This is a genomic window from Agreia sp. Leaf210, from assembly GCF_001421485.1.
Lineage (GTDB): Bacteria > Actinomycetota > Actinomycetes > Actinomycetales > Microbacteriaceae > Agreia.
Genome location: NZ_LMKK01000003.1, coordinates 734,528 through 759,752, shown reverse-complemented (window position 1 = coordinate 759,752; position 25,225 = coordinate 734,528). Strand labels below are relative to the sequence as shown.

The 25,225-nt window shown below is 65.1% G+C and carries 24 protein-coding genes; 21 read left to right on the top strand and 3 right to left on the bottom strand.

Annotation, left to right across the window (positions count from 1 at the left end; genetic code table 11):
• The first annotated feature begins 3 nt into the window (after nucleotides 1–3).
• The 15 genes from ASE64_RS14020 to dnaE all read left to right on the top strand — a co-directional run bounded on the left by ASE64_RS14020 (nucleotide 4) and on the right by dnaE (nucleotide 17,702).
• Nucleotides 4–1,428 carry a UDP-N-acetylmuramoyl-tripeptide--D-alanyl-D-alanine ligase gene (locus tag ASE64_RS14020; protein ID WP_055781634.1) on the top strand — a complete coding sequence of 475 codons (1,425 nt, stop codon included), beginning with the start codon at nucleotides 4–6 and terminating at the stop codon, nucleotides 1,426–1,428.
• Entirely contained in the window at nucleotides 1,425–2,522 is a 1,098-nt protein-coding gene (gene mraY, locus ASE64_RS14015; protein WP_055781630.1) for a phospho-N-acetylmuramoyl-pentapeptide-transferase, read from the top strand. Before ASE64_RS14020 ends, mraY begins: the two co-directional genes overlap by 4 nt.
• The gene (gene murD, locus ASE64_RS14010; protein ID WP_082466310.1) at nucleotides 2,519–4,138 is read left to right on the top strand and encodes a UDP-N-acetylmuramoyl-L-alanine--D-glutamate ligase; all 1,620 of its coding nucleotides are present in this window, start codon (nucleotides 2,519–2,521) and stop codon (nucleotides 4,136–4,138) included. The genes mraY and murD overlap by 4 nt, the downstream gene beginning before the upstream one ends.
• Entirely contained in the window at nucleotides 4,101–5,318 is a 1,218-nt protein-coding gene (gene ftsW / locus ASE64_RS14005; protein ID WP_235480624.1) for a putative lipid II flippase FtsW, read from the top strand. Before murD ends, ftsW begins: the two co-directional genes overlap by 38 nt.
• Entirely contained in the window at nucleotides 5,315–6,391 is a 1,077-nt protein-coding gene (locus tag ASE64_RS14000; protein WP_055781627.1) for a UDP-N-acetylglucosamine--N-acetylmuramyl-(pentapeptide) pyrophosphoryl-undecaprenol N-acetylglucosamine transferase, read from the top strand. Before ftsW ends, ASE64_RS14000 begins: the two co-directional genes overlap by 4 nt.
• 59 nt (nucleotides 6,392–6,450) lie before the next feature.
• Nucleotides 6,451–7,863 (top strand): UDP-N-acetylmuramate--L-alanine ligase, encoded by a 1,413-nt coding sequence (gene murC / locus ASE64_RS13995; protein WP_055781625.1) that lies wholly within the window; start codon nucleotides 6,451–6,453, stop codon nucleotides 7,861–7,863.
• Nucleotides 7,860–8,984, top strand: coding sequence for an FtsQ-type POTRA domain-containing protein (locus ASE64_RS17215; RefSeq protein WP_082466308.1), 1,125 nt, complete (start codon nucleotides 7,860–7,862; stop codon nucleotides 8,982–8,984). The genes murC and ASE64_RS17215 overlap by 4 nt, the downstream gene beginning before the upstream one ends.
• 168 nt (nucleotides 8,985–9,152) lie before the next feature.
• Nucleotides 9,153–10,334 (top strand): cell division protein FtsZ, encoded by a 1,182-nt coding sequence (gene ftsZ, locus ASE64_RS13985; protein WP_055781624.1) that lies wholly within the window; start codon nucleotides 9,153–9,155, stop codon nucleotides 10,332–10,334.
• Entirely contained in the window at nucleotides 10,331–11,002 is a 672-nt protein-coding gene (locus ASE64_RS13980; protein ID WP_055781621.1) for a YggS family pyridoxal phosphate-dependent enzyme, read from the top strand. The genes ftsZ and ASE64_RS13980 overlap by 4 nt, the downstream gene beginning before the upstream one ends.
• Nucleotides 11,003–11,043: 41 nt before the next feature.
• On the top strand, nucleotides 11,044–11,532 hold the full coding sequence (locus ASE64_RS13975) for a cell division protein SepF (protein ID WP_055781618.1): 489 nt from the start codon (nucleotides 11,044–11,046) through the stop codon (nucleotides 11,530–11,532).
• Between the two features lie 7 nt (nucleotides 11,533–11,539).
• On the top strand, nucleotides 11,540–11,848 hold the full coding sequence (locus ASE64_RS13970) for a YggT family protein (protein ID WP_055781614.1): 309 nt from the start codon (nucleotides 11,540–11,542) through the stop codon (nucleotides 11,846–11,848).
• A 127-nt stretch (nucleotides 11,849–11,975) separates the two neighbouring features.
• Nucleotides 11,976–12,626 (top strand): DivIVA domain-containing protein, encoded by a 651-nt coding sequence (locus ASE64_RS13965; RefSeq protein WP_055781612.1) that lies wholly within the window; start codon nucleotides 11,976–11,978, stop codon nucleotides 12,624–12,626.
• Nucleotides 12,616–13,194 carry a signal peptidase II gene (gene lspA, locus ASE64_RS13960; RefSeq protein ID WP_268750583.1) on the top strand — a complete coding sequence of 193 codons (579 nt, stop codon included), beginning with the start codon at nucleotides 12,616–12,618 and terminating at the stop codon, nucleotides 13,192–13,194. The genes ASE64_RS13965 and lspA overlap by 11 nt, the downstream gene beginning before the upstream one ends.
• On the top strand, nucleotides 13,194–14,117 hold the full coding sequence (locus tag ASE64_RS13955) for an RluA family pseudouridine synthase (RefSeq protein WP_055781610.1): 924 nt from the start codon (nucleotides 13,194–13,196) through the stop codon (nucleotides 14,115–14,117). The genes lspA and ASE64_RS13955 overlap by 1 nt, the downstream gene beginning before the upstream one ends.
• Nucleotides 14,118–14,234: 117 nt before the next feature.
• Nucleotides 14,235–17,702 carry a DNA polymerase III subunit alpha gene (gene dnaE, locus ASE64_RS13950; protein ID WP_055782089.1) on the top strand — a complete coding sequence of 1,156 codons (3,468 nt, stop codon included), beginning with the start codon at nucleotides 14,235–14,237 and terminating at the stop codon, nucleotides 17,700–17,702.
• 27 nt (nucleotides 17,703–17,729) lie between these two features.
• On the opposite strand, the gene ASE64_RS13945 is transcribed toward dnaE, so the two are convergent.
• On the bottom strand, nucleotides 17,730–18,269 hold the full coding sequence (locus ASE64_RS13945; protein WP_055781607.1) for a flavin reductase family protein: 540 nt from the start codon (nucleotides 18,267–18,269) through the stop codon (nucleotides 17,730–17,732).
• An 82-nt stretch (nucleotides 18,270–18,351) separates the two neighbouring features.
• Between ASE64_RS13945 and hisD the strand changes: the two genes are divergently transcribed.
• The 3 genes from hisD to ASE64_RS13930 are packed head-to-tail and all read left to right on the top strand — an operon-like array spanning nucleotide 18,352 to nucleotide 21,209.
• The gene (gene hisD / locus ASE64_RS13940) at nucleotides 18,352–19,668 is read left to right on the top strand and encodes a histidinol dehydrogenase (protein WP_055782086.1); all 1,317 of its coding nucleotides are present in this window, start codon (nucleotides 18,352–18,354) and stop codon (nucleotides 19,666–19,668) included.
• Between the two features lie 9 nt (nucleotides 19,669–19,677).
• Nucleotides 19,678–20,166 carry a transcriptional regulator NrdR gene (nrdR, locus tag ASE64_RS13935; RefSeq protein ID WP_055781604.1) on the top strand — a complete coding sequence of 163 codons (489 nt, stop codon included), beginning with the start codon at nucleotides 19,678–19,680 and terminating at the stop codon, nucleotides 20,164–20,166.
• Nucleotides 20,167–20,168: 2 nt separating this feature from the next.
• The gene (locus tag ASE64_RS13930) at nucleotides 20,169–21,209 is read left to right on the top strand and encodes a quinone-dependent dihydroorotate dehydrogenase (RefSeq protein WP_055781602.1); all 1,041 of its coding nucleotides are present in this window, start codon (nucleotides 20,169–20,171) and stop codon (nucleotides 21,207–21,209) included.
• Here the strand turns inward: ASE64_RS13930 and ASE64_RS13925 are convergent.
• Together ASE64_RS13925 and ASE64_RS13920 are read right to left on the bottom strand one after the other, a co-directional pair.
• Complete coding sequence (locus tag ASE64_RS13925) at nucleotides 21,206–21,637, bottom strand: YdeI/OmpD-associated family protein (protein WP_055781599.1); 432 nt, start codon at nucleotides 21,635–21,637, stop codon at nucleotides 21,206–21,208. The genes ASE64_RS13930 and ASE64_RS13925 overlap by 4 nt on opposite strands.
• 38 nt (nucleotides 21,638–21,675) lie before the next feature.
• A complete protein-coding gene (locus ASE64_RS13920) occupies nucleotides 21,676–22,245 on the bottom strand; it encodes a DUF3043 domain-containing protein (RefSeq protein WP_055781596.1) in 570 nt (189 codons plus the stop codon).
• A gap of 46 nt (nucleotides 22,246–22,291) precedes the next feature.
• Here ASE64_RS13920 and ASE64_RS13915 point away from each other — a divergent pair, with 46 nt between their 5' ends.
• From ASE64_RS13915 to ctaC, 3 genes are all read left to right on the top strand, one after another.
• On the top strand, nucleotides 22,292–23,722 hold the full coding sequence (locus ASE64_RS13915; RefSeq protein ID WP_055781594.1) for a dipeptidase: 1,431 nt from the start codon (nucleotides 22,292–22,294) through the stop codon (nucleotides 23,720–23,722).
• Between the two features lie 108 nt (nucleotides 23,723–23,830).
• Nucleotides 23,831–24,193, top strand: coding sequence for an iron-sulfur cluster insertion protein ErpA (gene erpA / locus ASE64_RS13910; protein WP_044443252.1), 363 nt, complete (start codon nucleotides 23,831–23,833; stop codon nucleotides 24,191–24,193).
• 160 nt (nucleotides 24,194–24,353) lie between these two features.
• Nucleotides 24,354–25,223 carry an aa3-type cytochrome oxidase subunit II gene (gene ctaC / locus ASE64_RS13905; RefSeq protein WP_055781591.1) on the top strand — a complete coding sequence of 290 codons (870 nt, stop codon included), beginning with the start codon at nucleotides 24,354–24,356 and terminating at the stop codon, nucleotides 25,221–25,223.
• Nucleotides 25,224–25,225 lie beyond the last annotated feature (2 nt).

The window sequence follows — 25,225 nt, the reverse complement described above, 5'->3', positions numbered from 1 at the left end:
CCCATGCTCCAACTCACACTTCAAGACATCGCCGGCATCATCGGCGGCCGACTGGTCATTCCCGACGCCATCGCGGCTGCGGGCATCTCGTCCGACACCGTCGTCTCCGGGGTCATCGACACCGACTCTCGAGAGATTCGCGACGGCGGCATCTTCGTGGCGAAGCCCGGCGAATTCAGCGATGGATTCCTGTTCATCGACAAGGCAGTGTCCGCCGGTGCGGCCCTGGTGATCGCCGAGCGCACGTCTGATGCGCTCGTCGCTCAGATCGTCGTCGATGACGCCGTGCTAGCGCTGGGAGCACTGGCGACCGAGGTGGTACGCCGTGTTCGGCAGCACGGACTGCTGCGCATCGTGGGCATCACGGGATCGAACGGCAAGACCACCACGAAGAACCTCCTCCGCTCGATCCTCGATGCCGAGGGCGAGACGGTCGCGCCCCGCGACTCGTTCAACAACGAGGTGGGCGCTCCGCTCACCATGCTCAAACTGACGCCGTCGACCAGGTACCTCGTCGCCGAGATGGGCGCATCCGGCCCGGGGGAGATCACGCGGCTGGTCCGCATGGCCAAACCCGATGTCGGTGTGGTGCTCACAGTGGGGCTCGCCCACGCGGGAGAGTTCGGCGGGATCGCCACGACGTTGGCCACGAAGACCGAGATGGTCACCGATCTCGACGACACGGATGTCGCGGTGTTGAACATCGATGACCCTCGAGTCGCGGGGATGGCCGACAAGACCGCGGCGCGAGTCGTCTGGTTCGGCCTCGACGAGCGGGCCGCCGTGCGGGCGCACGACGTGTCCGCGCACGCCGGCGGCACGGAGTTCACGTTGACTCTCGCGTCGGGCGAGAGCCGAGCTATGCGGTTCAGAGTGCTCGGCGAACATCACGTCATGAACGCTCTGGCCGCCGCGGCTGCAGCAGAGAGCCTCGGCGTCGGCATCGACCGCATCGTCGATGGACTGCAGGCGGTGACGCGTGCGGAGCGTTGGCGCATGGAGGTGCTCGGAGGACGCGACAATGTGACCGTCATCAACGACGCCTACAACGCGAGCCCGGACTCGATGGTCGCGGGGCTCAAGACGCTTGCCCAGATCGCGACGCCGACATCGCGCAAGATCGCGGTCCTCGGCGAGATGAGCGAGCTCGGTGAATTCTCGCTCGAAGAACACGACCGCATCGGTCGCATGATCGTGCGGCTCGGCATCGAGAAGCTGATCGTCGTGGGAGAGGGCGCACGAGCCCTGCACCTCGCTGCGACGCACGAAGGATCGTGGGATGGCGAGTCGCAGTTCGTCGACACCGCCGACGAAGCCTACGACGCGCTTGCTCCCGAGCTGAGACCGGGTGACATCGTGTTCGTCAAGTCGTCGAACTCCGCGGGGCTCAGGTTTCTCGGAGACCGACTGGGGGAGCTCTTCGCATGAAAACCCTTCTCGCAGCCGGGGCCATCTCCATGGTTTTCACACTGCTCATGACCCCCGTCTTCATCCGGCTCTTCAAACGGCTGGCGTGGGGCCAGTTCATCAACATGGATGGCCCGGAGACGCACCACGTGAAGCGCGGAACGCCGACGATGGGCGGAATCGTCATCGTGCTGGCGACCCTGTTCGGCTACTTCGTCGCGCTGCTCCTGACTCAACGCGGCATCTCGATCTCCGCACTCCTCGTGCTCTTCCTGATGGTCGGTCTCGCCGTCGTGGGATTCATCGACGACTTCATCAAGACGCATCGGAAGCGCAGCCTGGGTCTCGGCCCGGCGGCCAAGCTCATCGGCCAGATCGTGGTCGGCGTCGCCTTCGCGATCCTCGCGTTGAACTTCCCTGACGGCAACGGCGTGACACCGGCCTCGACGGCGATCTCGATCGTGCGCGACACGCACATCGACTTCGACATGCTCGTCATCCCCGCCGTCATCGTCATCGCCTTCGTCGTCTGGGTCTGTGTGATCGTCATGGGCACGTCGAATGGCGTGAATCTGACAGACGGTCTCGACGGTCTGGCGCCCGGATCGAGCATCCTCGCCATCGGAGCCTTCATCTTCATCGGGTTCTGGCAGGACAGTCAGAACTGCTTCAACCCGAATCTCGCCTCCGATGTGCTCGGCAAGTGCTACGAAGTGCGGGACCCTCTAGATCTGGCGATCGTCGCCGCCGCCATTGTCGGCGCTCTCATCGGATTCCTGTGGTGGAACACCAACCCGGCGAAGATCTTCCTCGGCGACACCGGCTCGCTCGCACTCGGTGGCGCACTCGCTGCGCTGGCCATCCTCAGCCGCACGGAACTGCTCCTCGTCGTCATCGGCGGTATCTTCGTGATCGTCGCCGGTCAGGTCGTCATCCAACTCACGTACTTCAAGCTCACCAAGGGCAAGCGCATCTGGCTCGCCAGCCCGCTCCATCACCATTTCGAGGTGAAGGGGTGGGCAGAGGTCACCATCGTGGTGAGATTCTGGATCATCGCCGGAATTCTCGTCGCCGCCGGCGTCGGGTCCTTCTACCTCGAGTGGATCTCGCGATGACCGATCCCGCTTCCGGCAGGGCGCTCGATCTCACCAGCTGGCACCACGACTGGTCCGGACTCCGTGTCGGAGTCCTCGGACTCGGCGTCACGGGCTTCTCCGTTGCGGACACGCTCGCCGAACTCGGCTCGCGCGTTCTCGTGGTCGCAGAGAAGGTCGACGACCGCTACCGGCTCATGCTCGAGGTGATCGGCGCCGAGCTCGTGCAGGCCACGTCGCTGGACTCGGTTCCCGCCGAGCTCGAATCGCTCGATCCCGAACTGCTGGTCGTCTCGCCGGGGTTTCACCCGGACCACTCGGCGATCACCTGGGCGATCGAACGGGGCATCCCCGTATGGGGCGACGTCGAGCTGGCGTGGAGACTGCGAGACAAGGTCGGCGTCTCGGGCGCCGGCAGCGCTCCGGCTGAATGGATCGCGGTCACCGGCACGAACGGCAAGACGACCACCGTCCAGCTGACGGCCGCCATGCTGGCCGCCGGTGGGCTGCGCGCGGCGCCGTGCGGGAATATCGGAGTGCCCGTTCTGGATGCCGTGCGCGATCCGCAGGGTTTCGACGTCTTCGTGGTCGAGCTGTCGAGCTATCAGCTCCACTCGACATCGAGCATGTCGCCGTGGGCAGCCGTCTGTCTCAACGTCGCCGAAGACCATCTCGACTGGCACGGATCGATGGAGGCCTACGTCGCCGCCAAGGCTCGGGTCTACACGAACACTCGCAGCGCCTGCGTCTACAACCGCGCCGACGAGCTGACCCTGAAGATGGTGGAAGGCGCAGAGGTCGTCGAGGGTGCTCGCGCCATCGGATTCGACCTCGGTGTGCCCGGCCCCAGCGATCTCGGTATCGTCGACGGCATCCTGGTCGACCGGGCTTTCCACGACGACCGGCACAGCTCGGCTCTCGAGGTCACCACGGTCGCCCGCTTGGCCGCTGCCGGTCTGGGCGCTCCGCACACGGTGGCCGATGTCCTGGCCGCTACGGCGCTCGCACGCAGCGTGGGCGTCACGATTCCTGCGATCCGCTCGGCCCTCGACACGTTTCATCTCGACCGGCATCGCATCGAGGTCGTCGAGATCCGCAACGACATCACCTGGGTCGACGACTCGAAGGCCACGAACCCGCACGCGGCCGCCGCATCGCTCTCGGCGTATCCGTCGGTGGTCTGGATCGCGGGAGGACTCTTGAAGGGCGTCGACATCGAGCCGCTGGTGCGCGCACGCGCGGCCAAGATGCGCGGAGTCGTGCTGGTCGGCGAGGATCGAACCGCGCTTCGGGAGGCATTCCAGCGACACGCGCCGCACCTTCCCGTGCGAGAGGTGACGGGCACGGAGACTAAGAGTGTCATGTCGGTCGCCGTCGAACTGGCTGCTGCTCTCGCGGTGGCTGGCGACGTGGTGCTTCTGGCACCGGCGGCCGCGTCGATGGATCAATTCACCGACTACTCCGACCGTGGCGACCGCTTCGCACACGCCGTGCGAAACTACCTGGGAGGCGATCCGACTGACGACGACACGACCGGGCGTTCGGCCTCACACGCTGCGCCCGCAGACGCTGAGACCGACCACGACGCCGGCCTCGACGGTGAAGCCCCGAACGAGCGCCCCCACCTCCTCGACTGAGCAGGCTCGTTCTGCCCGCACCGCGCGGATCTCCCTCGGCCGGGCCTTGCAGCCCGAATCGCGGAGCTACTTCCTTCTTCTCGGAACGACCCTGTTCCTTTTGCTCTTCGGCCTCGTTATGGTGCTCTCCTCGAGCTCGGTGTCGTCGTACGCGGGCTCGCAGGGATCGTTCGGGGTGTTCTGGCGCCAGGCCATCTTCGCGGTCATCGGCGTTCCCCTCATGCTCATCATTTCCCAACTCCCCGTCCGCGTCTGGCGGCGCTGGGCCTGGCTGCCGTTGGTGGCGGGGATCGTTCTCCAGCTGCTCGTCCTCTTCACTCCGCTCGGCATCGAGGTCGGCGGCAATCGCAACTGGATCGGCATCGGCGGATTCAATGCGCAACCGTCGGAGCTCATCAAGGTCGGTCTGGTCGCCTGGCTCGGAGTGATCCTGTCGAAGAAGGAGCCGCATCTGCATCGGTGGGGCCACGTCTTGATTCCCGCGTTGCCCGTTGCCGGGCTGGGTATCTTCGTCGTGATGCTCGGAGGCGACCTCGGCACCGTCATGATCATGACGGCACTCGTCTTCGGTGCGCTGTTCTTCGCGGGCATCAAGTTCCGTCTCCTCGTCATCCCCGTGCTCATCGGGATCGCCCTGACCCTCGTGATCGCTCTCACGAGCTCGAACAGGTTGTCGCGCATCGAGAACTTCCTCGGCATCGGTTCGGGTGACCAGACGGGTCTGTCGTACCAGAACCAGCACGCCGACTGGGCCATGGCCGCCGGGGGAGTGTTCGGAGTCGGTCTGGGTAACAGCAAGGCCAAGTGGCTCTGGCTGCCCGCCGCGGATAACGACTTCATCTTCGCCATCATCGGTGAGGAGCTGGGGCTCGTCGGCGCGATCGTCGTGCTCGCACTCTTCGTCGTCCTGGCCGTGTCGTTCCTGCGCATCGTGAGGTCGTCGACCGACCTCTTCTCGAGAGTCGTCACGGGGTCGGTCATGGTTTGGCTCATCGGCCAGGCGTTCGTGAACATCGCGGTGGTCCTGCAGGTCGTCCCGGTCCTCGGTGTGCCCCTACCGCTCATATCGTCGGGAGGCTCGGCGCTCGTGACCACCCTGGTGGCGATCGGCATCGTGCTCTCGATCTCGAGGCACAGCGAGGCCACAGCCGACGGGCTGTCTCAGAAGAAGGTCCGATGACCACGTATCTCCTTGCCGGCGGCGGAACGGCCGGGCACGTGAACCCTCTCCTCGCGACCGCCGACGAGTTGATGCGCCGCGAGCCGGATGCATCGATCATCGTGGTCGGCACGGCGGAGGGACTGGAAGCGCGTCTCGTCCCGTTGCGCGGCTACGAGCTCGTGACCATTCCCAGACTTCCCTTTCCTCGCAGGCCGGGAAAGGCTGCAGTCGCCTTCCTTCCCCGCCTCCTCGGTGTCATCACGCAGCTGCGCTCGCTCATCGCCGAGAGATCCGTCGATGTCGTTGTGGGGTTCGGGGGTTACGCGGCGGCGCCCGCCTACCTGGCGGCACGTCGCGCCGGCGTTCCCATCGTCATCCACGAGGCCAACGCGCGGCCAGGCTTGGCGAACAAGCTCGGCGCCCGGTTCACCCCCTACGTCGGCGTCGTCTTCGCGGGCACGCCCTTGCCCCACGCCCAGCTCACGGGGCTGCCTCTCCGAAGCGAGATCGCCACACTCGACACGACCGCGGCGGCGGAGCCCGCCAGGCGGAATTTCGGCCTCGACGCCATGGCACCCGTGCTCCTCGTCACCGGCGGATCGCTCGGGGCGCAAAGACTCAATCACACGATTCGGGATGCCTACGGCCAGGTTCTCGACGCGGGGTGGCAGATCCTTCATATCTGGGGCGACAAGGCAGACCTCGTCGATCCCGGTGTCGACGGCTACGTGGTCGTGAGGTATTCCGACCGCATGGATCTCGCGTTCGCCGCGGCCGACCTGGTCGTCGCACGAGCGGGGGCGGCGACGGTCTCCGAGCTGGCGGTGCTCGGTCTGCCGAGCGTCCTCGTTCCCTACCCGGTCGGCAACGGTGAGCAGAAGGTCAACGCCCACGACCTCGTCGAGGCCGGCGCGGCCATTCTCGTCGACGATGCCCGGTTCACTCCGAGCTTCGTCGCCGACGAGCTGCGTCGCCTGCTCGCCGATCGTTCGCGTATCGCGACGATGGCTCAGGCCGCCCGCAGCGTCGGCATTGACGATGGCGATGCTCGCCTGGCCGAATTGATCCGGCGCGCAGTGGCGAGAGCGTAACCTTGTTCACTGATCCGGCGCACTGTGCCGGGTTCCGTTCGAAGAGATGAGTCGTACCCGTGATCAAGCCAGACCTTAGTCAAGAGATACCCGCCGAGCTCGGTGCGGTGCATTTCGTGGGCATCGGCGGCTCCGGCATGAGCGGCATCGCACGGCTCATGATCGACGCCGGCATCCCTGTCTCCGGGTCCGATGCCAAGGAGTCGAAGGGCACGAAGGCTCTGCGGGAGCGCGGCGCGCGCGTCAGCATCGGTCACGCGGCCGAGAACCTCGGTGACGCAGACACCCTCGTGGTCACGAGCGCGCTGTGGCCCGACAACCCCGAATACCTCCTCGCCAAAGAACGCGGCATCCCCATCCTCCACCGCTCTCAGGCGTTGGCCTGGGTAGCCGGCCGGCATCGCCTGATCGCGGTCGCGGGCGCGCATGGAAAGACCACCTCGACGGGCATGATCGTGACGGGACTCATCGAGCTCGGTCAGAAGCCCGGCTTCGTCAACGGCGGAGTGATCTCGGCGCTCGGCACGAGCTCGGCGAGCGGGGAGGGCGAGATCTTCGTGCTCGAGGCCGACGAGTCCGATGGATCGTTTCTTCTATACGACAAGGTCGTCGCGCTGATCACGAACGTCGATCCAGACCATCTCGACCACTACGGCTCGGTGCAGGCCGTCGAGGATGCGTTCGTGACATTCGCCGACGAGGCCTCGGAACTCGTCGTCATCTCCGCCGACGACGCCGGCGCGATCCGGGTGTCCGAGCGGCTCGGCGCTCACCGTGTGTTGAGCTTCGGCGAAGACGTCGACGCCGACGTGCGCCTGCATTCGGTCGAGACCGGCGACAACGTCACGTTCCAGGTGCGGTATCTCGGCAATGACTATGCGGGATCGCTGCTCGTCCCCGGTCGGCACAATGCGTTGAATGCAGCGGGGGCCTTCGCCGTTCTGGTCGGCATGGGTTTCGCGCCCGCCGAGACACTGGATGCGATCGCCCGATTCGGCGGGACCGGTCGCCGATTCGAATTGCACGACACCGTGAGGGGAGTCAGCGTCTACGACGACTACGCCCATCACCCGACCGAGGTCGAGGCGGCGCTCACCGCCGCGCGCACCGTAGTGGGGGAAGGTCGCATCATCGCCGTGCACCAGCCCCACCTGTACTCACGCACTCAGCTGATGGCCGGCGAGTTCGCCGAGACTCTCGAGCGCACGGCTGATTTCACCATCGTGCTCGACGTCTGCGGAGCGCGTGAAGATCCGGTGCCCGGCGTGACGGGAGCTCTGGTCTCCGAGAGGTTCGCCGATCCCGAGACCGTCCGTTACATCGACGACTGGCAGACGGCTGCCGACTTCATGGCGTCGATCGCCCGACCCGGCGACTTCGTCGTGACCCTCGGATGCGGTGACGTGAACTTGATCGTGCCGCAGCTGCTCGACGCGCTCGCCCGTGAGACGCAGGCGCCCCCGGCGGCATGAAAAGACCTCCTGGCGTGACCCCGCCGCCTGCCGGGCCACCGGAGGCCGAGCAGCCGTCGGCATCCCGCGACGCCGGTTCTCGCAGGCGTGCGCCGGGTGGCGTGCGTCGTTCGAAGAAGACTCCGGCATCCGGCGTCGAGGCGATCACCGAGCCGATCGCTGTCGTCCCGACGTCAGCAACGCCGCCTGCCCAGTCTCCGGCCGCATTCCGCCCCCTGCCCCCTCTGCCCGAGGTATCGCCTCTGCCCGAGGTATCGCCTGGCGACGACCGCGGACCGGTGGGCGTCGACGGCGACGAGTCGGGCTCCAAACCGTGGTGGCTCACCCGGCGAACCGACCCGACCGTCGAGAAGGCGGCCGAAGCCGAGAAGAGTCTCGCCCACGCCGAGAGGCGTCGTCGAAAATACGAGCGGGCTGAGGCTCGGCGGTTCACGCAGGCGACCCGCTCGCGTCGCCGCAAGTATCTGGTGGGTTTTGCCGCGACCGTGGCGCTGGTTCTCGTCGTGGTTCTGACCGCCTATTCCCCCCTGCTCGCCGTGCGCACGATCACGGTCGAGGGCGCATCGCGTGTCGATGCGGGCGCGGTGTCGACCGCGCTCGGCGATCAGCTCGGTCGGCCGCTCACACTGGTCGATTTCGGTGAGGTCAAAAAGACTCTCGAGACGTTCCCTCTCATTCAGAGCTACGTCACCGAGGCTCGCCCGCCGGACACGCTCGTCATCCGGATCGTCGAAAGGCGCCCTGTCGTGACCGTCGCCGCCGACGGCGCCTTCAATCTGGTGGATGCCGCCGGCGTCGTCGTCGAAACCACGCCGGCCCGGGCGCCCGGGTACCCCACCATCGATGTGGCGGCCAACCCGATCGATTCGCCCGGCTTTGCCGCCGCGAGCCAGGTGCTCCTCGCCCTCAGCCCTGAGTTTCTGGCCCAGGTCGACTCGGTGAGCGCGGCGACACCGGATTCCGTGACGCTCGCTCTCACGAATGGGCAGAGGGTCGTGTGGGGGAGCGCCGAGGATTCGGCTCTGAAGGCGCGCATCGTCGCGAGCATGATCTCGAATCCGGGCATTCCCGACGTCACCGAATACGATGTGTCCTCGCCCGAGGCTCCGATCACCCACTGAGCGCGCGGTCGACCCTCGGCATCCCGTCATTGCGCGCTCAGTTCGCGACACGCGGGGCGTGTGGAGGAGCAGGACCCAGCCACGCCCTTAGGTTCGAAACAAAGAAATGCATACTCGATATAACTTTAAGTCTCAGCTAGAGGTTTAGGGTTCCAGCGGAGGCCGGACGTGACAACCAACCAGAACTATCTCGCAGTCATCAAAGTTGTCGGAATCGGCGGCGGTGGCGTCAACGCCGTCAACCGCATGATCGAACTCGGACTGCGGGGTGTCGAGTTCATCGCCATCAACACCGATGCTCAGGCGCTGCTGATGAGCGACGCCGATGTGAAGCTCGACGTCGGTCGCGAACTCACCCGCGGACTCGGCGCCGGCGCCGACCCCGAGGTGGGCCGTCGAGCCGCCGAAGACCACGCGGAGGAGATCGAGGAGGCCCTGTCCGGCGCCGATATGGTCTTCGTCACCGCGGGCGAGGGTGGAGGAACGGGAACGGGCGGTGCTCCCGTCGTCGCGCGCATCGCGAAATCGATCGGCGCGCTGACCATCGGTGTCGTCACGAAGCCCTTCGGTTTCGAGGGCAAGCGCCGCGCGGCTCAGGCAGAAGACGGTGTCGCGACCCTGAAGAACGAGGTCGACACTCTCATCGTCGTTCCGAACGACCGCCTGCTCGAGATCAGCGACCGCGGTATCAGCATGCTCGAGGCCTTCTCGACGGCAGACCAGGTTCTGCTCGCCGGTGTCCAGGGCATCACCGACCTCATCACCACTCCCGGTCTCATCAACCTCGACTTCGCCGACGTCAAGAGCGTTATGCAGGGTGCGGGCTCGGCTCTGATGGGCATCGGGTCGTCTCGCGGAGCCGACAGGGCCATCAAGGCTGCCGAGCTCGCCGTTGCTTCGCCTCTTCTCGAAGCGAGCATCGAGGGAGCCCATGGGGTGCTCCTCTCGATCCAGGGCGGATCGAACCTCGGAATCTTCGAGATCAACGATGCTGCCAAGCTCGTTCAAGACGCCGTGCACCCGGAGGCGAACATCATCTTCGGTGCCGTCATCGACGACACGCTGGGCGACGAGGTGCGTGTCACCGTCATCGCCGCCGGTTTCGACGGCGGCGACGCCACGGAGCAGAGGCGTGGAAGCTTCGTCGCATCGGCAGACGAGAAAGATCCATACGGTGCAGGTGGAACCGCCATCTCGACCCTGGCCCCGGTGCGTCACGCCGAGGAGCCGGCCACCGAGACTCCGTCGTGGTCGCAGACCGGCGAGCACCACCTCACCGGTGCCGTCGCCTTCGACCCCGCGTCCGAAGACGACGACACCGACCTGGACGTTCCCGACTTCCTCAAGTGACGCTCGAGGAACGCCTCGCCGAGGTCACCGCTCGGGCCGCAGCAGCTGCGGCCCGAGCCGGGCGTACCCTCGACGACCTCACGATCATTCCCGTGACCAAATTCCATCCGGTCTCCCTCGTTCGCAAACTCTACGAACTGGGAGTTCGTGACGTCGCAGAGAATCGCCACCAGGAGGCTCGCGAGAAGGCTCTCGAGCTCGCCGACCTCGCCGATCTCCGATGGAACTTCGTGGGGCAGCTGCAGGGCAAGAAGGCCAGGCAGGTGCGATCCTACGCCCACATCATCCACTCCGTGGACAGGGCGTCGCTCATCGATGCCCTCGCCTCCGACGACACACAGACGTCGATCTTCCTGCAAGTGAATCTCACGGAAGATCCCGCGCGCGGGGGAGCGGCGGCCGACCAACTCGACGAGCTGACCGAGCACGCACTCCGAGCCCCCGGCATCCGGCTTGAAGGGCTGATGGCCGTGGCGCCCCTCGACGTGGAGCCCCAGGCCGCCTTCGCTCGGGTCCGAGCACTGTCGGAGCGCATCCGGCTGATCGCGCCCGCCGCCCTGTCGATCTCGACCGGCATGTCGGCCGACTTCGAATCGGCCATCGCGGAAGGGGCGACACACCTACGAATTGGAACCGCAATCACTGGAAATCGTCCGACGGACGGTTAATCTTGCGACTAGGCACCTGAATCACATACCGGAGGAACACAATGGCCAACCCGCTTCGCAAGACGATGGTGTACCTGGGCCTGGCGGACGAAGAGCTGGAGTACGAAACTCCTGCCCCCGGTCCCGTCGCCCCGGTCCCCGCTCCCCAGTCCCACTCGGCGCAGACGCACGCCGCACCGGCCGCAACGCGGGCACCGGTCACTCCGCTGCGCAAGACGCACATCCAGAAGAACGTGGCACCCACTGAAATGAACGAGATCCTCACGGTTCACCCGAAGCAGTACAAAGATGCCCAGGTCATCGCCGAGAACTTCCGCGAGGGCATCCCTGTGATCATCAACCTTTCGCAGATGACCGATGCCGACGCGCGTCGTCTCATCGACTTCGCAGGAGGCCTGTCGCAGGGGCTGTACGGAAAGATCGAGCGCGTCACGAGCAAGGTGTTCCTGCTCTCTCCCTCGCACGTCTCGGTGTCCGGTGACACCTCGACGGACACGCGCGCGGAGTCTTCCTTCTTCGTCCAGTCATAATTGACGAGTGGATCTACTCGTCATCATCCTTGCGACAGTCGCGTACTACGCGCTGCTCGTGTACTTCTTCCTCATGTGGGGACGGTTCGTTCTCGACCTGGTGCAGAGTTTCCAGCGTTCCTGGCGACCCACGGGTTTCGTCCTGTTCATCGCGGAAGTCGCGTACACGGTGACCGATCCTCCGATCAAGTTCTTCCGCCGCATCATCCCACCGCTTCGACTCGGACCCGTGGCGTTCGATTTCGGGTGGAGCATCGTGATGCTGCTCGTCATCATCGCCATGTCCATCCTGAACTTCGTCAGGTATCCGGCGTAGCTGGCTGTAGTGTGTGTCATGCACAATCGAGACACGTGTCTGTGGGCCATTCGGCCTGCCGCCGTGTTTATTGCTAGCGTTGGTTAGCGATATCCCCGTTCGTCGAATGTAATAAAGGTGGAAGAACATGGCGTTAACTCCAGAAGACGTTGTTAACAAGCGCTTCGCGCAGACCAAGTTCCGCGAGGGCTACGACCAGGACGAGGTCGATGACTTCCTGGACGAGGTCGTCGTCGAACTCCGTCGACTGACCCAGGAGAACGAGGAGCTTCGCGCTCAGCTCTCCTCCGGTGGTTCCGCTCCGTCGGCCGCCGCCGACGCGCCTGTCGTCTCCGAGCCCGTCTCCGACGCGCCCGTTGCCGACGAGGTCGTCCCCGAGCCCGTCGCGGCCGCTCCGGCCCCGGTCTCCGCTGTTCCGGCCACGTCTGTCGAAGACGACGCCGCCTCGACCACGAACCTCCTCCAGCTGGCCCGCCGCCTGCACGACGAGCACGTCAAGGAGGGTGCGGACAAGCGCGATTCACTCATCGCCGAGGGTCACGCCACCGCCGCGCGCATCGTCGCTGAAGCCGAGACCAAGCAGCGCAACGATCTCGCCCGCCTCAACCAGGAGAAGGCTGCCATCGAGCACCGCATCGACGAGCTCCGTTCGTTCGAGAAGGACTACCGCGTGAAGCTGAAGAGCTACATCGAGGGCCAGCTCCGCGACCTCGACTCGTCGGGCACCGAGGGCGGATCGAACTCGTCCGCTCCGAGCTACACCGGCTTTGGAGGCTAGGACTGCCGCGAAGGCCAGTCCCAGGGTCCTGATCGTCCTGGTTCTCGTTGCAATCGCTGCGTTTATCCTCGATCAAGGCTCCAAGTACTTCGTTGTCACAACGCTGAAACCGGATGAGGTCGTCCCTGTGCTGGGCGACCTCCTCCAGTTTCAGTTCGTCAAGAACCCGGGCGCTGCCTTCTCTATAGGCAACGCCTACACCTGGATCTTCTCGATCCTCGCGTCAGCGGTCACCGTCTTCATCGTCTGGTTCTCGCGGCGCATCCGCTCGCTCGGTTGGGCGATCGTCTTCGGTCTCCTCCTCGGCGGCGTGCTCGGCAATCTCACGGATCGTCTGTTCCGGGAGCCGGGCTTCGGAGTCGGGCACGTGATCGACTTCCTCCGTATCCCGCTGCTGCCGGCCATCTTCAACATCGCCGACACGGCGATCGTCGTCAGCATGGGGCTCTTCCTCGTCCTGACTCTGCGAGGCATCGGCCTCGACGGCTCTCGACCGGTTCGCCCGGGCGACGAGGAGTCGGACGAGCTCCAGGGATCGTCTGCGGCATCGCCCGGCGAGACCTCCTGATGGCAGAGAACCGGTCATTCCCGGTGCCGGATGGCCTTGACGGCAGTCGGGTCGACGCGGCTCTGGCGAAGATGCTCGGATTCTCGCGCACCTTCGCGGCCGAGATCCTCGATGCCGGCGGGGTGACGGTCGACGGAGTCGAGGTCGGCAAGTCCGATCGGCTCAGGGCCGATTCATGGCTCGAGGTCACATGGAGCCCCAAGACCGAAGTCCAGATCGTGCCGATCGACGTTCCTGACCTGGGAATCGTCTACGACGACGACGATATCGTCGTCATCGACAAGCCTGTCGGTGTCGCGGCGCATCCCTCCGTCGGCTGGACCGGTCCGACGGTGCTCGGAGCCCTGGCGGGTGCGGGCTACCGCATCTCGACGAGCGGTGCCGCCGAGCGCGCCGGTATCGTGCATCGACTCGACGCGGGCACCAGCGGACTCATGGTCGTCGCGAAGAGCGAAGAGGCCTACACCTGGCTCAAGAGCGCGTTCCACGACCGCGAGGTCGACAAGATCTATCACGCTGTCGTGCAGGGCCATCCCGACCCCCTCGCGGGTACCATCGACGCTCCCATCGGTCGCCATCCCCGCTCAGACTGGAAGTTCGCGGTGACCGCCGGGGGCAAACCGAGTGTGACGCACTACGAGACGCTCGAGGCCTTCCCCTCGGCTTCTCTGCTCGAGGTGCATCTCGAGACCGGACGCACACATCAGATCCGTGTCCATATGGCGGCACAGCGGCATCCGTGCGTCGGAGACGCGATGTACGGCGCCGACCCGACCATCTCTGCGCGTCTCGGTCTCACCAGGCAGTGGCTGCACGCAAAGCGTCTGGGCTTCATCCACCCGAGAAGCCGCGAGTACGTGTCGTTCGAATCGCCGTACCCGCTCGATCTGCAGAACGCGCTCGACATTCTCCGACGAGACTGAGGTCGTCTGTCGGGGGAGCCGACGTAAACTTGAGACCTCTCACCCCAGCTTTAGTCGGAGTCATCTGTGCCTTCTCAGGATTCATTCGTTCACCTCCACGTGCACAGCGAGTACTCGATGCTCGATGGTGCCGCACGGGTGAAACCCCTGATCGAAGCCGCTGTAGAGCAGGGGATGCCGGCCGTTGCCGTCACCGACCACGGCAACGTCTTCGGGGCGTTCGATTTCTGGAAGACGGCCACGGATGCGGGTATCAAGCCCATCATCGGGACCGAGGCCTACATCACGCCGGGAACCGCTCGCGGCGACAAGACGCGAGTGAAGTGGGGCGGGCCGAACTCCGGGCGAGACGATGTCTCCGGATCGGGTGCCTACACCCATATGACGCTGCTCTCCGAGACGACGGAGGGTATGCACAATCTCTTCCGGTTGTCGTCGCGCGCGTCGATCGAGGGCTATTACTTCAAGCCGCGTATGGACCGCGAGCTGCTGAGCATGTACTCGAAGGGGCTCATCGCCACCACCGGCTGCCCGAGCGGCGAGATCCAGACTCGTCTGCGCCTCGGGCAGTACGACGAGGCGCGTAAGGCTGCTGCGGACTACCGCGACATCTTCGGCAAAGAGAACTACTTCGCCGAGATCATGGATCACGGGCTCGGCATCGAGCGGCAGATCATGCCGGACCTGCTGCGGCTTGCCAAAGAACTCGATCTGCCGCTGGTCGCGACCAACGACTTGCACTACACGCATGCCCACGATGCGACGAGCCACGCGGCGCTGCTGTGCGTGCAGTCGGGTTCGACGCTCTCCGATCCCAACCGGTTCAAGTTCGACGCAGACGAGTTCTACCTGAAGTCAGCGGCCGAGATGCGGCACCTCTTCCGCGACCACCCCGAGTCGTGCGACAACACGCTGCTCATCGCCGAGCGTTGCGAGACCGTCTTCAACACGTCGGCCAACTACATGCCCCGTTTCCCGGTCCCCGAGGGCGAGACCGAGGACACCTGGTTGGTCAAGGAGGTCGAGACGGGCCTCATGGCCCGCTACCCGGGCGGCATCCCCGACGATGTGCGCGCGCGTGCGGAGTACGAGACCGGAGTCATCCTGCAGATGGGGTTCCCGGGCTACTTCCTCGTGGTCGCCGACTTCATCAGTTGGGCGAAGAAGAACGGAATCCGGGTCGGTCCGGGTCGTGGTTCGGGAGCGGGCTCGATGGTCGCGTACGCGCTGAACATCACAGGCCTCGACCCCATCAGACACGGCCTCATCTTCGAGCGATTCCTCAACCCCGACCGCGTCTCCATGCCCGACTTCGACGTCGACTTCGACGACCGTCGCCGCGGCGAGGTCATCAAGTACGTCACCGATAAGTACGGCGACGAACGCGTGGCCCAGATCGTCACCTACGGAACGATCAAGGCCAAGCAGGCGCTGAAGGACTCCTCCCGGGTGCTCGGCTTCCCCTTCGGCATGGGCGACAAGCTCACCAAGGCGATGCCGCCGCCCATCATGGGCAAGGACATCTCGCTCTCGGGCATCTTCGATACGAAGCACCCGCGCTACAAGGAGGCGTCCGACATCCGGGCCGTCATCGAGAGCGATCCCGAAGCGCGCACCGTCTTCGACACCGCCGTCGGCATCGAGAACCTCAAGAGGCAGTGGGGTGTGCACGCGGCGGGCGTGATCATGTCGAGCGAGCCGCTGATCGACATCATTCCGATCATGAAGCGTGAGCAAGACGGGCAGATCGTCACGCAGTTCGATTACCCGGCCGCCGAGGCGCTCGGCCTCATCAAGATGGACTTCCTGGGTCTTCGCAACCTGACGATCATCGATGACGCGCTCGACAACATCCAGTCGAACCGTGGGCACCGCCCCGTCCTCGAAGAGCTCGAGCTCGACGACGTGCCCTCCTACGAACTCCTGGCACGCGGCGACACCCTCGGTGTGTTCCAGCTCGATGGAGGGGCCATGCGCTCGCTCCTGCGTCTGATGAAGCCCGACAACTTCGAAGACATCTCGGCCGTGATCGCCCTCTACCGGCCCGGCCCCATGGGTGCCGACTCGCACACGAACTACGCGCTGCGCAAGAACGGGCTGCAGCCGATCACCCCGATTCACCCCGAGCTCGAAGAACCTCTTTTCGAGGTGCTGGGAACGACACACGGCCTGATCGTGTACCAGGAGCAGGTGATGTCGGTCGCGCAGAAGCTCGCCGGCTTCACTCTCGCCCAGGCCGATCTGCTGCGCCGTGCCATGGGAAAGAAGAAGAAGTCCGAACTGGACAAGCAGTTCGAGGGCTTCTCCGCCGGCATGAAGGCCAACGGCTACTCGATGGAAGCGGTCACGAAGCTGTGGGACATCCTTCTGCCGTTCTCCGACTACGCCTTCAACAAGGCGCACTCGGCGGCGTACGGTGTCGTCTCGTATTGGACGGCCTACCTCAAGGCGCACTACCCGGCCGAATACATGGCGGCGCTTCTCACCAGCGTCGGCGACTCCAAAGACAAGATGGCGCTCTATCTCAACGAGTGTCGTCGCATGAACATCAAGGTCCTTCCGCCCGACGTCAACGAGTCGATCGGCTTCTTCGCCGCTGTGGGGGAGGACATCCGCTTCGGCCTCGGCGCGGTGCGCAACGTGGGCTTCAACGTCGTCGACGGCATCAAGAACGCCCGCGAAGAGAAGGGCCGCTTCGAGTCGTTCCATGACTTCCTGCGCAAGGTTCCTCTGCCCGTGACCAACAAGCGGGCCATCGAGTCGTTGATCAAGGCCGGCGCATTCGACTCGCTCGGTTCGTCGCGTCGTGCTCTGATGGAGATCCACGAGGATGCGGTCGAGAGCGCGGTCAGCGACAAGAGGGCCGAGGCGAACGGCCAGGTCGGATTCGACTTCGACAGTCTCTGGGATGAGCCTCAGACCGAGAGTCAGGTTCCGGAGCGGCCCGAATGGACGAAGCGCGACAAGCTCGCCTTCGAACGCGAGATGCTCGGGCTCTACGTGTCAGATCACCCCCTGGCCGGGCTCGAGATCCCCCTGGCGAAACACGCCTCGACCTCGATCACCGACCTGCTCGCGAGCGAGCACACTCAAGACGGCGACCAAGTGACGGTGGCAGGTCTGATCACGAGCGTGCAGCACCGCACGGCGCGCAACAGCGGCAACCAATACGGCATGATCCAGATCGAGGACTTCGGCGGCGAGGTCACGGCCATGTTCATGGGCAAGTCCTACCAGGAGTTCGCGCCCGCACTCACGAACGACGCGATCGTCGTCGTTCGTGGTCGCGTCAGCATGCGCGACGACGGTCTCAATCTGCACGCGTTCAGCCTGTTCTCACCCGATCTGGGTCAGGCCGGCGGTTTCGGGCCTGTCGAGATCTCGATGACAGAGGCCAGGGCGACGACAGATACAGTGCAGGCGCTCAACGACGTCCTGATCCGGCATTCCGGAGACACCGAGGTGCGCCTGAAGCTCGTCAAGGGGCAGACGGCGCGCGTCTTCGAGATTCCGTATCCGGTGCGGGTCTCGGCTGATCTCTACGGAGAGTTGAAGTCACTGCTCGGACCGAACTGTCTGGCGTGACGCACGCGCCTGCGGTCTGATCCGCGCTCAGGCGTGATCGCCGAGCAGGCGGTACGCGCGCTCGTGGTAGAGGAGTGCCTCGTCGTCGTCACCGAGGCCACCCTGCTCCACCTGCACGGCGACGACGGCGTTGTTGTGCAGCGGCATCCGTCCGATGATGCGGCCCACCATCCACGCGGTCACGTCGTTCAATACGGCAAGCCCGTGCGGGCCGACGTGCCAGTGGTCGCCCGAGAAACGAAGCGCGTGGTCGCCGGACATGATCTCGGCCACGGGCCTGTTTCGCGCTCCGAGCATGTGGATCGCCACGTAGTCGGTCTCGGCGATCGCTCGCCATGCGCTGGCCGAGCGGGCCATGTTGAAGGTCGCCATCGGAGGCACGGCAGAGAGCGACGACAACGACGTGGCCGTGAAACCGACCGGCGAACCCTCAGGCGAGAGGGCAGTGACGACGGCGACCCCTGCGGCGTGCCGTCGAAACGCCTGTTTGAACGCGAGAAGATCGTCGGGGGTCTGCGGCTGAGAAGATGTGCCCTCGGGGGCGTCCGGCTGCGTTGTATCGGTCACACTGTCCTCCAACTCGACACTGCGTGTGAGCTATTCCCGACGGCGGCCGCCGATGATGATCGGCCAATACAATGGACAGGCCATGATTCAGACGATCGACCTTCGGGGTCACAAGCCTAGCCCTTCAGAACTCATCGACCTCGTGCCTCGGTCGCTTACCGACGTATCGGTAGCGCGGGTCGCAGCGCAGCAGCTGATCGATGACGTCATCGAGAGGGGAGAGCAGGCGATCCTCGACCAGGCCCAGAAATTCGACGGTGTCGCACCGCAGTCGATCCGCGTCGCGCAGTCGGAGATAGACGAGGCGGTGGCCCAGCTCGATCCCGATGTACGCAGTGCCCTCGAGGAGGCGATCGAGCGTGTGCGTCAGGCGACCCGCGCTCAGGTTCCGCCGGCCACGACCACGACCCTGGGCGAGGGTGCCGTCGTCGAGCAGCGCTGGCACCCTGTCGAGCGGGTCGGTCTCTACGTGCCCGGAGGCAAGGCCGTCTATCCGTCGAGCGTGGTGATGAACGTCGTTCCCGCTCAGGTGGCCGGCGTCGCATCGATCGCCCTGGTGTCGCCCGCGCAGAAGGAATTCGGCGGTTCGGTGCATCCGACGATTCTCGGCGCCGCCGGACTCCTGGGCATCACCGAGGTCTACGCGATGGGCGGAGCTGGCGCCATCGGTGCACTCGCCTACGGCATCCCGGCCCTCGACCTCCACCCCGTGCAGGTGATCACCGGTCCGGGCAACGTCTACGTCGCCGCGGCGAAACGCATCGTCGGCGCACGAACGGGAATCGACTCCGAAGCGGGCCCCACAGAAATCCTGGTCATCGCCGATGCGAGCGCCGATGCCGCATTCGTCACGGCCGACCTGGTGAGCCAGGCGGAGCACGACGAACTCGCCGCAGCGGTGCTCGTGACCGATTCTGCCGATCTCGCAGATCAGGTGCGCTCGCTCCTCGACCAGGTCGCACGGTCGACCAGGCACGCCACGAGGGTCGCTGTCGCGCTCGACGGAGTGCAGTCGGCGATCGTGCTCGTCGACGACCTGTCGGCGGCCGCCGAGTTCAGCAACGCCTACGGTCCCGAGCACCTCGAGATCCAGACGACCGATCCCGATACGGTCGTGTCGAACATCCACAACGCCGGAGCCATCTTCATCGGGGCGTATTCGCCGGTGAGTCTCGGCGACTATCTGGCGGGTTCCAACCACGTGCTTCCGACAGGGGGCCAGTCGCGATTCTCCTCCGGCCTCGGTGCGTACACCTTCCTGCGTCCCCAGCAGCTCATCCGCTACGACCGTGCCGCCCTCGGCGAGGTCAAGGATCGTATCCACGCTCTCGCCGAGTCAGAGAACCTCCCGGCGCACGCCGAGGCCGTGGCGGTACGCTTCACCACTCCCGACCGTTAGGCCAGAGACATGTACTGCCCATACTGCCGCTATCCGGATTCGCGAGTCGTCGATTCCCGGACGACCGACGACGGCCTCGCCATCAGGCGACGCCGCCAGTGCCCCGAGTGCGGTCGACGGTTCAGTACGACGGAGACCGCGAGCCTGAACGTCATCAAGCGCAGCGGCGTCGTGGTTCCGTTCAGCCGCGACAAGATCGTGAGCGGAGTCCGCAAGGCGTGTCAGGGGCGACCGGTCACGGATTCCGATCTGGCGATTCTGGCCCAGCGCGTCGAAGAGACCGTGCGGCTCAGTGGGGCTGCCCAGATCGAGGCGAACGACATCGGTCTCGCCATCCTCCAGCCACTTCGTGAACTCGATGAAGTGGCGTATCTGCGCTTCGCCAGTGTCTATCAGGGCTTCGATTCGCTCGAAGACTTCGAAGAAGCCATCACTCTTCTGCGCGTCGAGCACCAGGCGGCCCGGTCGAACGACGACAGCGAAGCCACGGTCGAGTGAGAATGTATGCGCTCCTCTTCGCCCATGTCCTGACCCGGATCGATCCGGAGCGGGCGCATCACCTCGCGTTCACGGTGATCCGCCTCATTCCGCGACTCGGTCTCGGCGGCATTGTCGGTCGTCTCACCGCGTCACGGTCGTCCCACTCGGTGCACGCGCTCGGTCTCGAATTCCCCACGCCGTTCGGTCTCGCCGCCGGTTTCGATAAGGACGCCCGCGGCATCCAGGGGCTGGGCGTGCTCGGCTTCGGACACGTGGAGGTGGGCACGATCACGGCCCGTCCTCAGCCCGGCAACGATCGGCCCCGCCTGTTCCGTCTCGTCGCGGATCGCGCGGTCGTCAATCGCATGGGGTTCAACAACGGGGGAGCGGCGGAGGCGTCGCTTCGCGTCGCCCAGGCCACCGGCATCCGCAAGCGGCCCGTCATCGGTGTCAACATCGGAAAGAGCCGCATCGTCGCGGTCGACGATGCGATCGGCGACTACATCTCGAGCACGCGTGCCCTCGCGCCCGTGGCCGATTACCTCGTCGTCAACGTCAGCTCGCCGAACACGCCCGGCCTGCGTGGACTGCAGGAGATCGACAAGCTCGAGCCGCTACTCAGAGCGGTGAAGACAGAGGCCGGTTCGACCCCGCTTCTCGTGAAGATCGCGCCCGACCTCACCGACGACGAGGTGCAGAGAGTCTCGCGACTCGCCGTCGAGCTGGATCTCGATGGCATCATCGCGACGAATACGACGCTGTCTCGGGAGGGCCTTCGAACCACGGAGAAGACCGTCGTCGCAGCGGGAGCCGGGGGACTGTCAGGGGCACCGCTCGCGGCGAGATCGATCGACGTCCTGCGCATCATCCGCTCTGTCGTCCCGGCCGAGCTCTGCGTGATCTCGGTCGGCGGAGTGGAGACGGCCGACGACGTGGTCGAGCGACTGCGCGCCGGTGCGACGTTGGTGCAGGGGTACACGGCATTTCTCTACCGCGGGCCGCTCTGGGCGCGACAGATCAACCGTGGCCTGGATCGGCTGCTGGCAGTCGAGCGGGTCTAGCGGAGTTCGGCTAGCGCAGCGTCGACGCGTCGCAGCCGAGTGGAGTCTGTCTTGGCGGACTCGATCGACAGCGCGATGCGATTCTGGTTCGTGTACGAGAGCGCCTCGAACCGCGCCTTCGTGTCGGGTTCGTCGATGAACACGCGAGCGAGGTCTGCCGGAACGGTCACGGTTCGAGGGGTCGTATCGCGCTCGATCTCGACCTCGACCTGATCGCCCCCTGCAACGTTCGCCGCGGATCGGTTGGCCGCACTCAGCGAGATCATCAAGCGACCTCTGTACGGCGCGACGCTGCTGCGGTACGAGTGCGACCCGAGCGTGACCACGACCGGGATACGTTTCTCCGACCCCAGGGCCGACATGATGTCGGCCGGAACCTCTATGCCGGCGTTGTTGCCGTCTTGGACGATGGTCGTGGTGAACCTCATGGGTTCAGTGTCTGACGTCGGATACCGACCGTCAATGTTCACACGGGATATTTGCCGCGCTTCACCTGAGGCTTGGGCAGGCGCAGGGGACGCAGCTGCAGCGCGCGCATGGCCGCGTACCAGCGAACACCCTTCTCGACCTTTTCTTCGCCGAACTTCGCTTTGAGCTTGCGGGTGACGAGCCAGCCCAGCAGGAGGCTGTCGACGACGACCAGAACGACGAACGCGTACAGGGCCAGCATCAACGCCGTCTGCACCGTGGGGTTCGGCACGAGCGTCGCGAGGATCACGGCGAACATGACGGGGATCATGACCTCGCCGAGGCTGAACCGCGCATCGACGTAATCGCGGACGTAGCGGCGCTGCGGCCCCTTGTCTCGGATCGGCAGGAATTTCTCCTCGCCGTTCGCCATGCCGACGCGGGCTCGGTCGCGGGACTCCTGCAGTTTCGCTCGCGAGGCCTTGCGGGCCTCTTTGTTATCGCCGGCGACGAGGGGACGCTTGTTCGCCGCTTCGCGTTCTTTGCGCGTGGGCGTCGCGTGGCCTTTGCCGCTGAGAGGGGCGTCTTCGAGCGGTGCTTCGAGAGCGGGGGCTTTGTCTTTGGCCACGATGTACGTCCTTGCCGAGAAGTGCAGAAGTATAAAGTTTACCTCTATGACTGAGAACACGGGCACGACGCATTCTGACGAGACCGATCTGCAGGCGGAGGTCCGGCGCATCGTCGAACAGAACATGCCGGGGTCCGTCGCGACTCTGACCGATCTGGTGCGAATCCCGTCGGTGTCATGGGACGCGTTCGATCGTGCCTTCGTCGCCCAGAGTGCTGACGCCGTCGCCTCGCTGCTCGAAGAGACGGGTGCCTTCGACTCGGTGATCGTGTCGCAGGCAGAGACCCCGGAGGGCGCTCTCGGCCAGCCCGCCGTGCTGGCGTCACGCGCGGCGAAGAACGGCCGGCCCACGGTGCTGCTCTACGCTCACCACGACGTCCAGCCTCCCGGCGACGACGCCGATTGGGAGTCCGCCCCGTACGAACCGACCATCCGCGGCGACCGTCTCTACGGTCGCGGCGCATCCGACGACAAAGCGGGCGTCGTGTCGCATATCGCGTCCGTCCGCGCGCTCGTCGAGGCCACGGCGAACGAATTCGACGTGGGACTGGTCGTCTTCATCGAGGGCGAGGAGGAATTCGGTTCACGGTCGTTCTCCGCGTTCCTCGACAAGCACCGCGATCAGCTCGAGGCCGACGTTATCGTCGTCGCGGACTCCGACAACTGGAACATCGACACCCCGGCCATCACGATCAGCCTTCGTGGCAACGTCACCTTCAAGCTCACCGTGCGAACGCTCGAGCACGCGTCGCACTCGGGCATGTTCGGCGGCGCCGCTCCGGATGCGATGCTCGCGACCGTCCGGCTCCTCGCGTCGCTGCATGGCGACGACGGCTCCGTCGCCGTCGATGGACTCGTCGGCACACAGGACGTGACGCCGGACTATCCCGAAAGCCAGCTGGCGCACGAGGCGGGATTCGTGGACGGCGTCACGAGCATCGGCCATGGTTCGATCCTGTCGCGTCTGTGGTTTCAGCCGGCCATCAGCGTCACCGGAATCGATGCACCCAGCGTCGCCAACGCATCCAATACGCTCTTGCCGCAGGTGGCCGTGCGCATCAGCTCTCGCATCGCACCGGGTCAGAAGGCGAGCGATGCGTTCGACGCGATCGAGAAGCACCTGCGCGATAATGCCCCCTTCGGGGCCGCGATCGAGTTCAGCGATGTCGACCTCGGTGACGCGTTCCTCGTCGATACGAGCGGCTGGGCCGTGCGCGAAGCGAAGACGGCCATGAGAAACGGGTGGGGCGTCGAAGCCGTAGAGACGGGGATCGGCGGATCCATTCCATTCATCTCCGACCTCGCCCGCGTGTTTCCTGCGGCGCAGATTCTCGTAACAGGAGTCGAAGACCCCGACACCCGGGCGCACAGCCCCAACGAATCCCAGCACCTGGGCGTGCTGAAGCGCGCGATCGTGAGCGAAGCGCTTCTGCTCGCGCGTCTGAACGAGCGAACTCTCGAGCAGCTGGCGGAATGAATTCCGCCCGAGCAGGGTTTGCGTGTTTAGACTGACGAGTAGCGACGTGCGTGTGCGATACATCGCGCATCACGACGCACGTGCTTTCCCGACTTACTAGGAGCAGCCATGAGCGACACCGTATTGACCCAGACCGAGGCTCCCAGCCACCGCGTGGGCGTCACCGACGCCGCAGCAGAGAAGGTGCGTAGCCTCCTCATCCAGGAGGGTCGTGAAGACCTCCGGCTGCGCGTCGCCGTGCAGCCCGGCGGCTGCTCGGGCCTCATCTACCAGCTGTACTTCGACGAGCGCCAGCTCGATGGCGATGCCGTCGTCGACTACAACGGTGTCGAGGTGATCGTCGATGAGATGAGCGTTCCCTACCTCGATGGCGCGACCATCGACTTCGAAGACACCATCCAGAAGCAGGGCTTCACGATCGACAACCCCAACGCCGGCGGAAGCTGCGCCTGCGGCGATTCGTTCCACTGATTCTTCGGGCCCGCAGAGGCCCGGAATTACGCTGTTCCGCAAGGGAGTCGCTGTCAAGCGGCTCCCTTTGTGGATTCAGGCGCGCGTGTTATGTCGAGTAGGCTAGAGCACGGTTCTCTACACTTGTCGGTAGTTCCTCCGACAGTCTTCCGAAAGGTAACTGGTGCGCTCTCGACGTCTCCGCCTGGCTGCAATTCCCATTGCGGCCACCCTTGCACTCCTCCTCGCAGGCTGCACTCAGCAGCAGCTGCAGGGATGGCTGCCCACCGAACCCGGCACGACGAACAACGTCGACCGCGTGATCGGACTCTGGGTCACGTCGTGGATCGTGCTCCTCATCGTCGGAGTCATCACCTGGGGCCTGACGCTCTGGGCCGTGATCGTCTACCGCCGTCGCCGCGGACAGACCGGTCTTCCCGCTCAGCTGCGCTACAACATGCCGATCGAGATCTTCTACACGGTCGTCCCTCTGATCCTGGTGCTGGGATTCTTCGCCTTCACCGCTCGTGACCAGTCGGCCATCGAGGCCAAGTACGACGACCCCGATGTGACGATCGCCGTCTACGGCAAGCAGTGGGCGTGGGACTTCAACTACGTCGACGAAGACGTCTACTCCGCAGGCATCCAGGGCCAGGAAGACCCCGACGACGCCAAGGGCACGCTTGTCGAGTCCGAGATCCCCACGCTCTACCTGCCCGTCGGCAAGAAGATCGAGATCCAGCTCGAGGCTCGCGACGTCATCCACTCCTTCTGGGTCATCGACTTCCTCTACAAGAAAGACATGATCCCCGGCAAGACGAACTACATGTACGTCACGCCGGAGCGAGAGGGAACGTACAGCGGTAAGTGCGCCGAGCTCTGTGGCGAGTATCACTCGCTCATGCTCTTCAACGTCAAGGTCGTCTCTCAAGACGAATACGACGCGTATATCAAGTCTCTGAAGGACGCCGGCTTCAACGGCCAGCTCGGACACGAGTACGACAGAAATCAGAACCTCCCCGGCACGACGTCGCCCCGGGTAGCGGAGTAGGG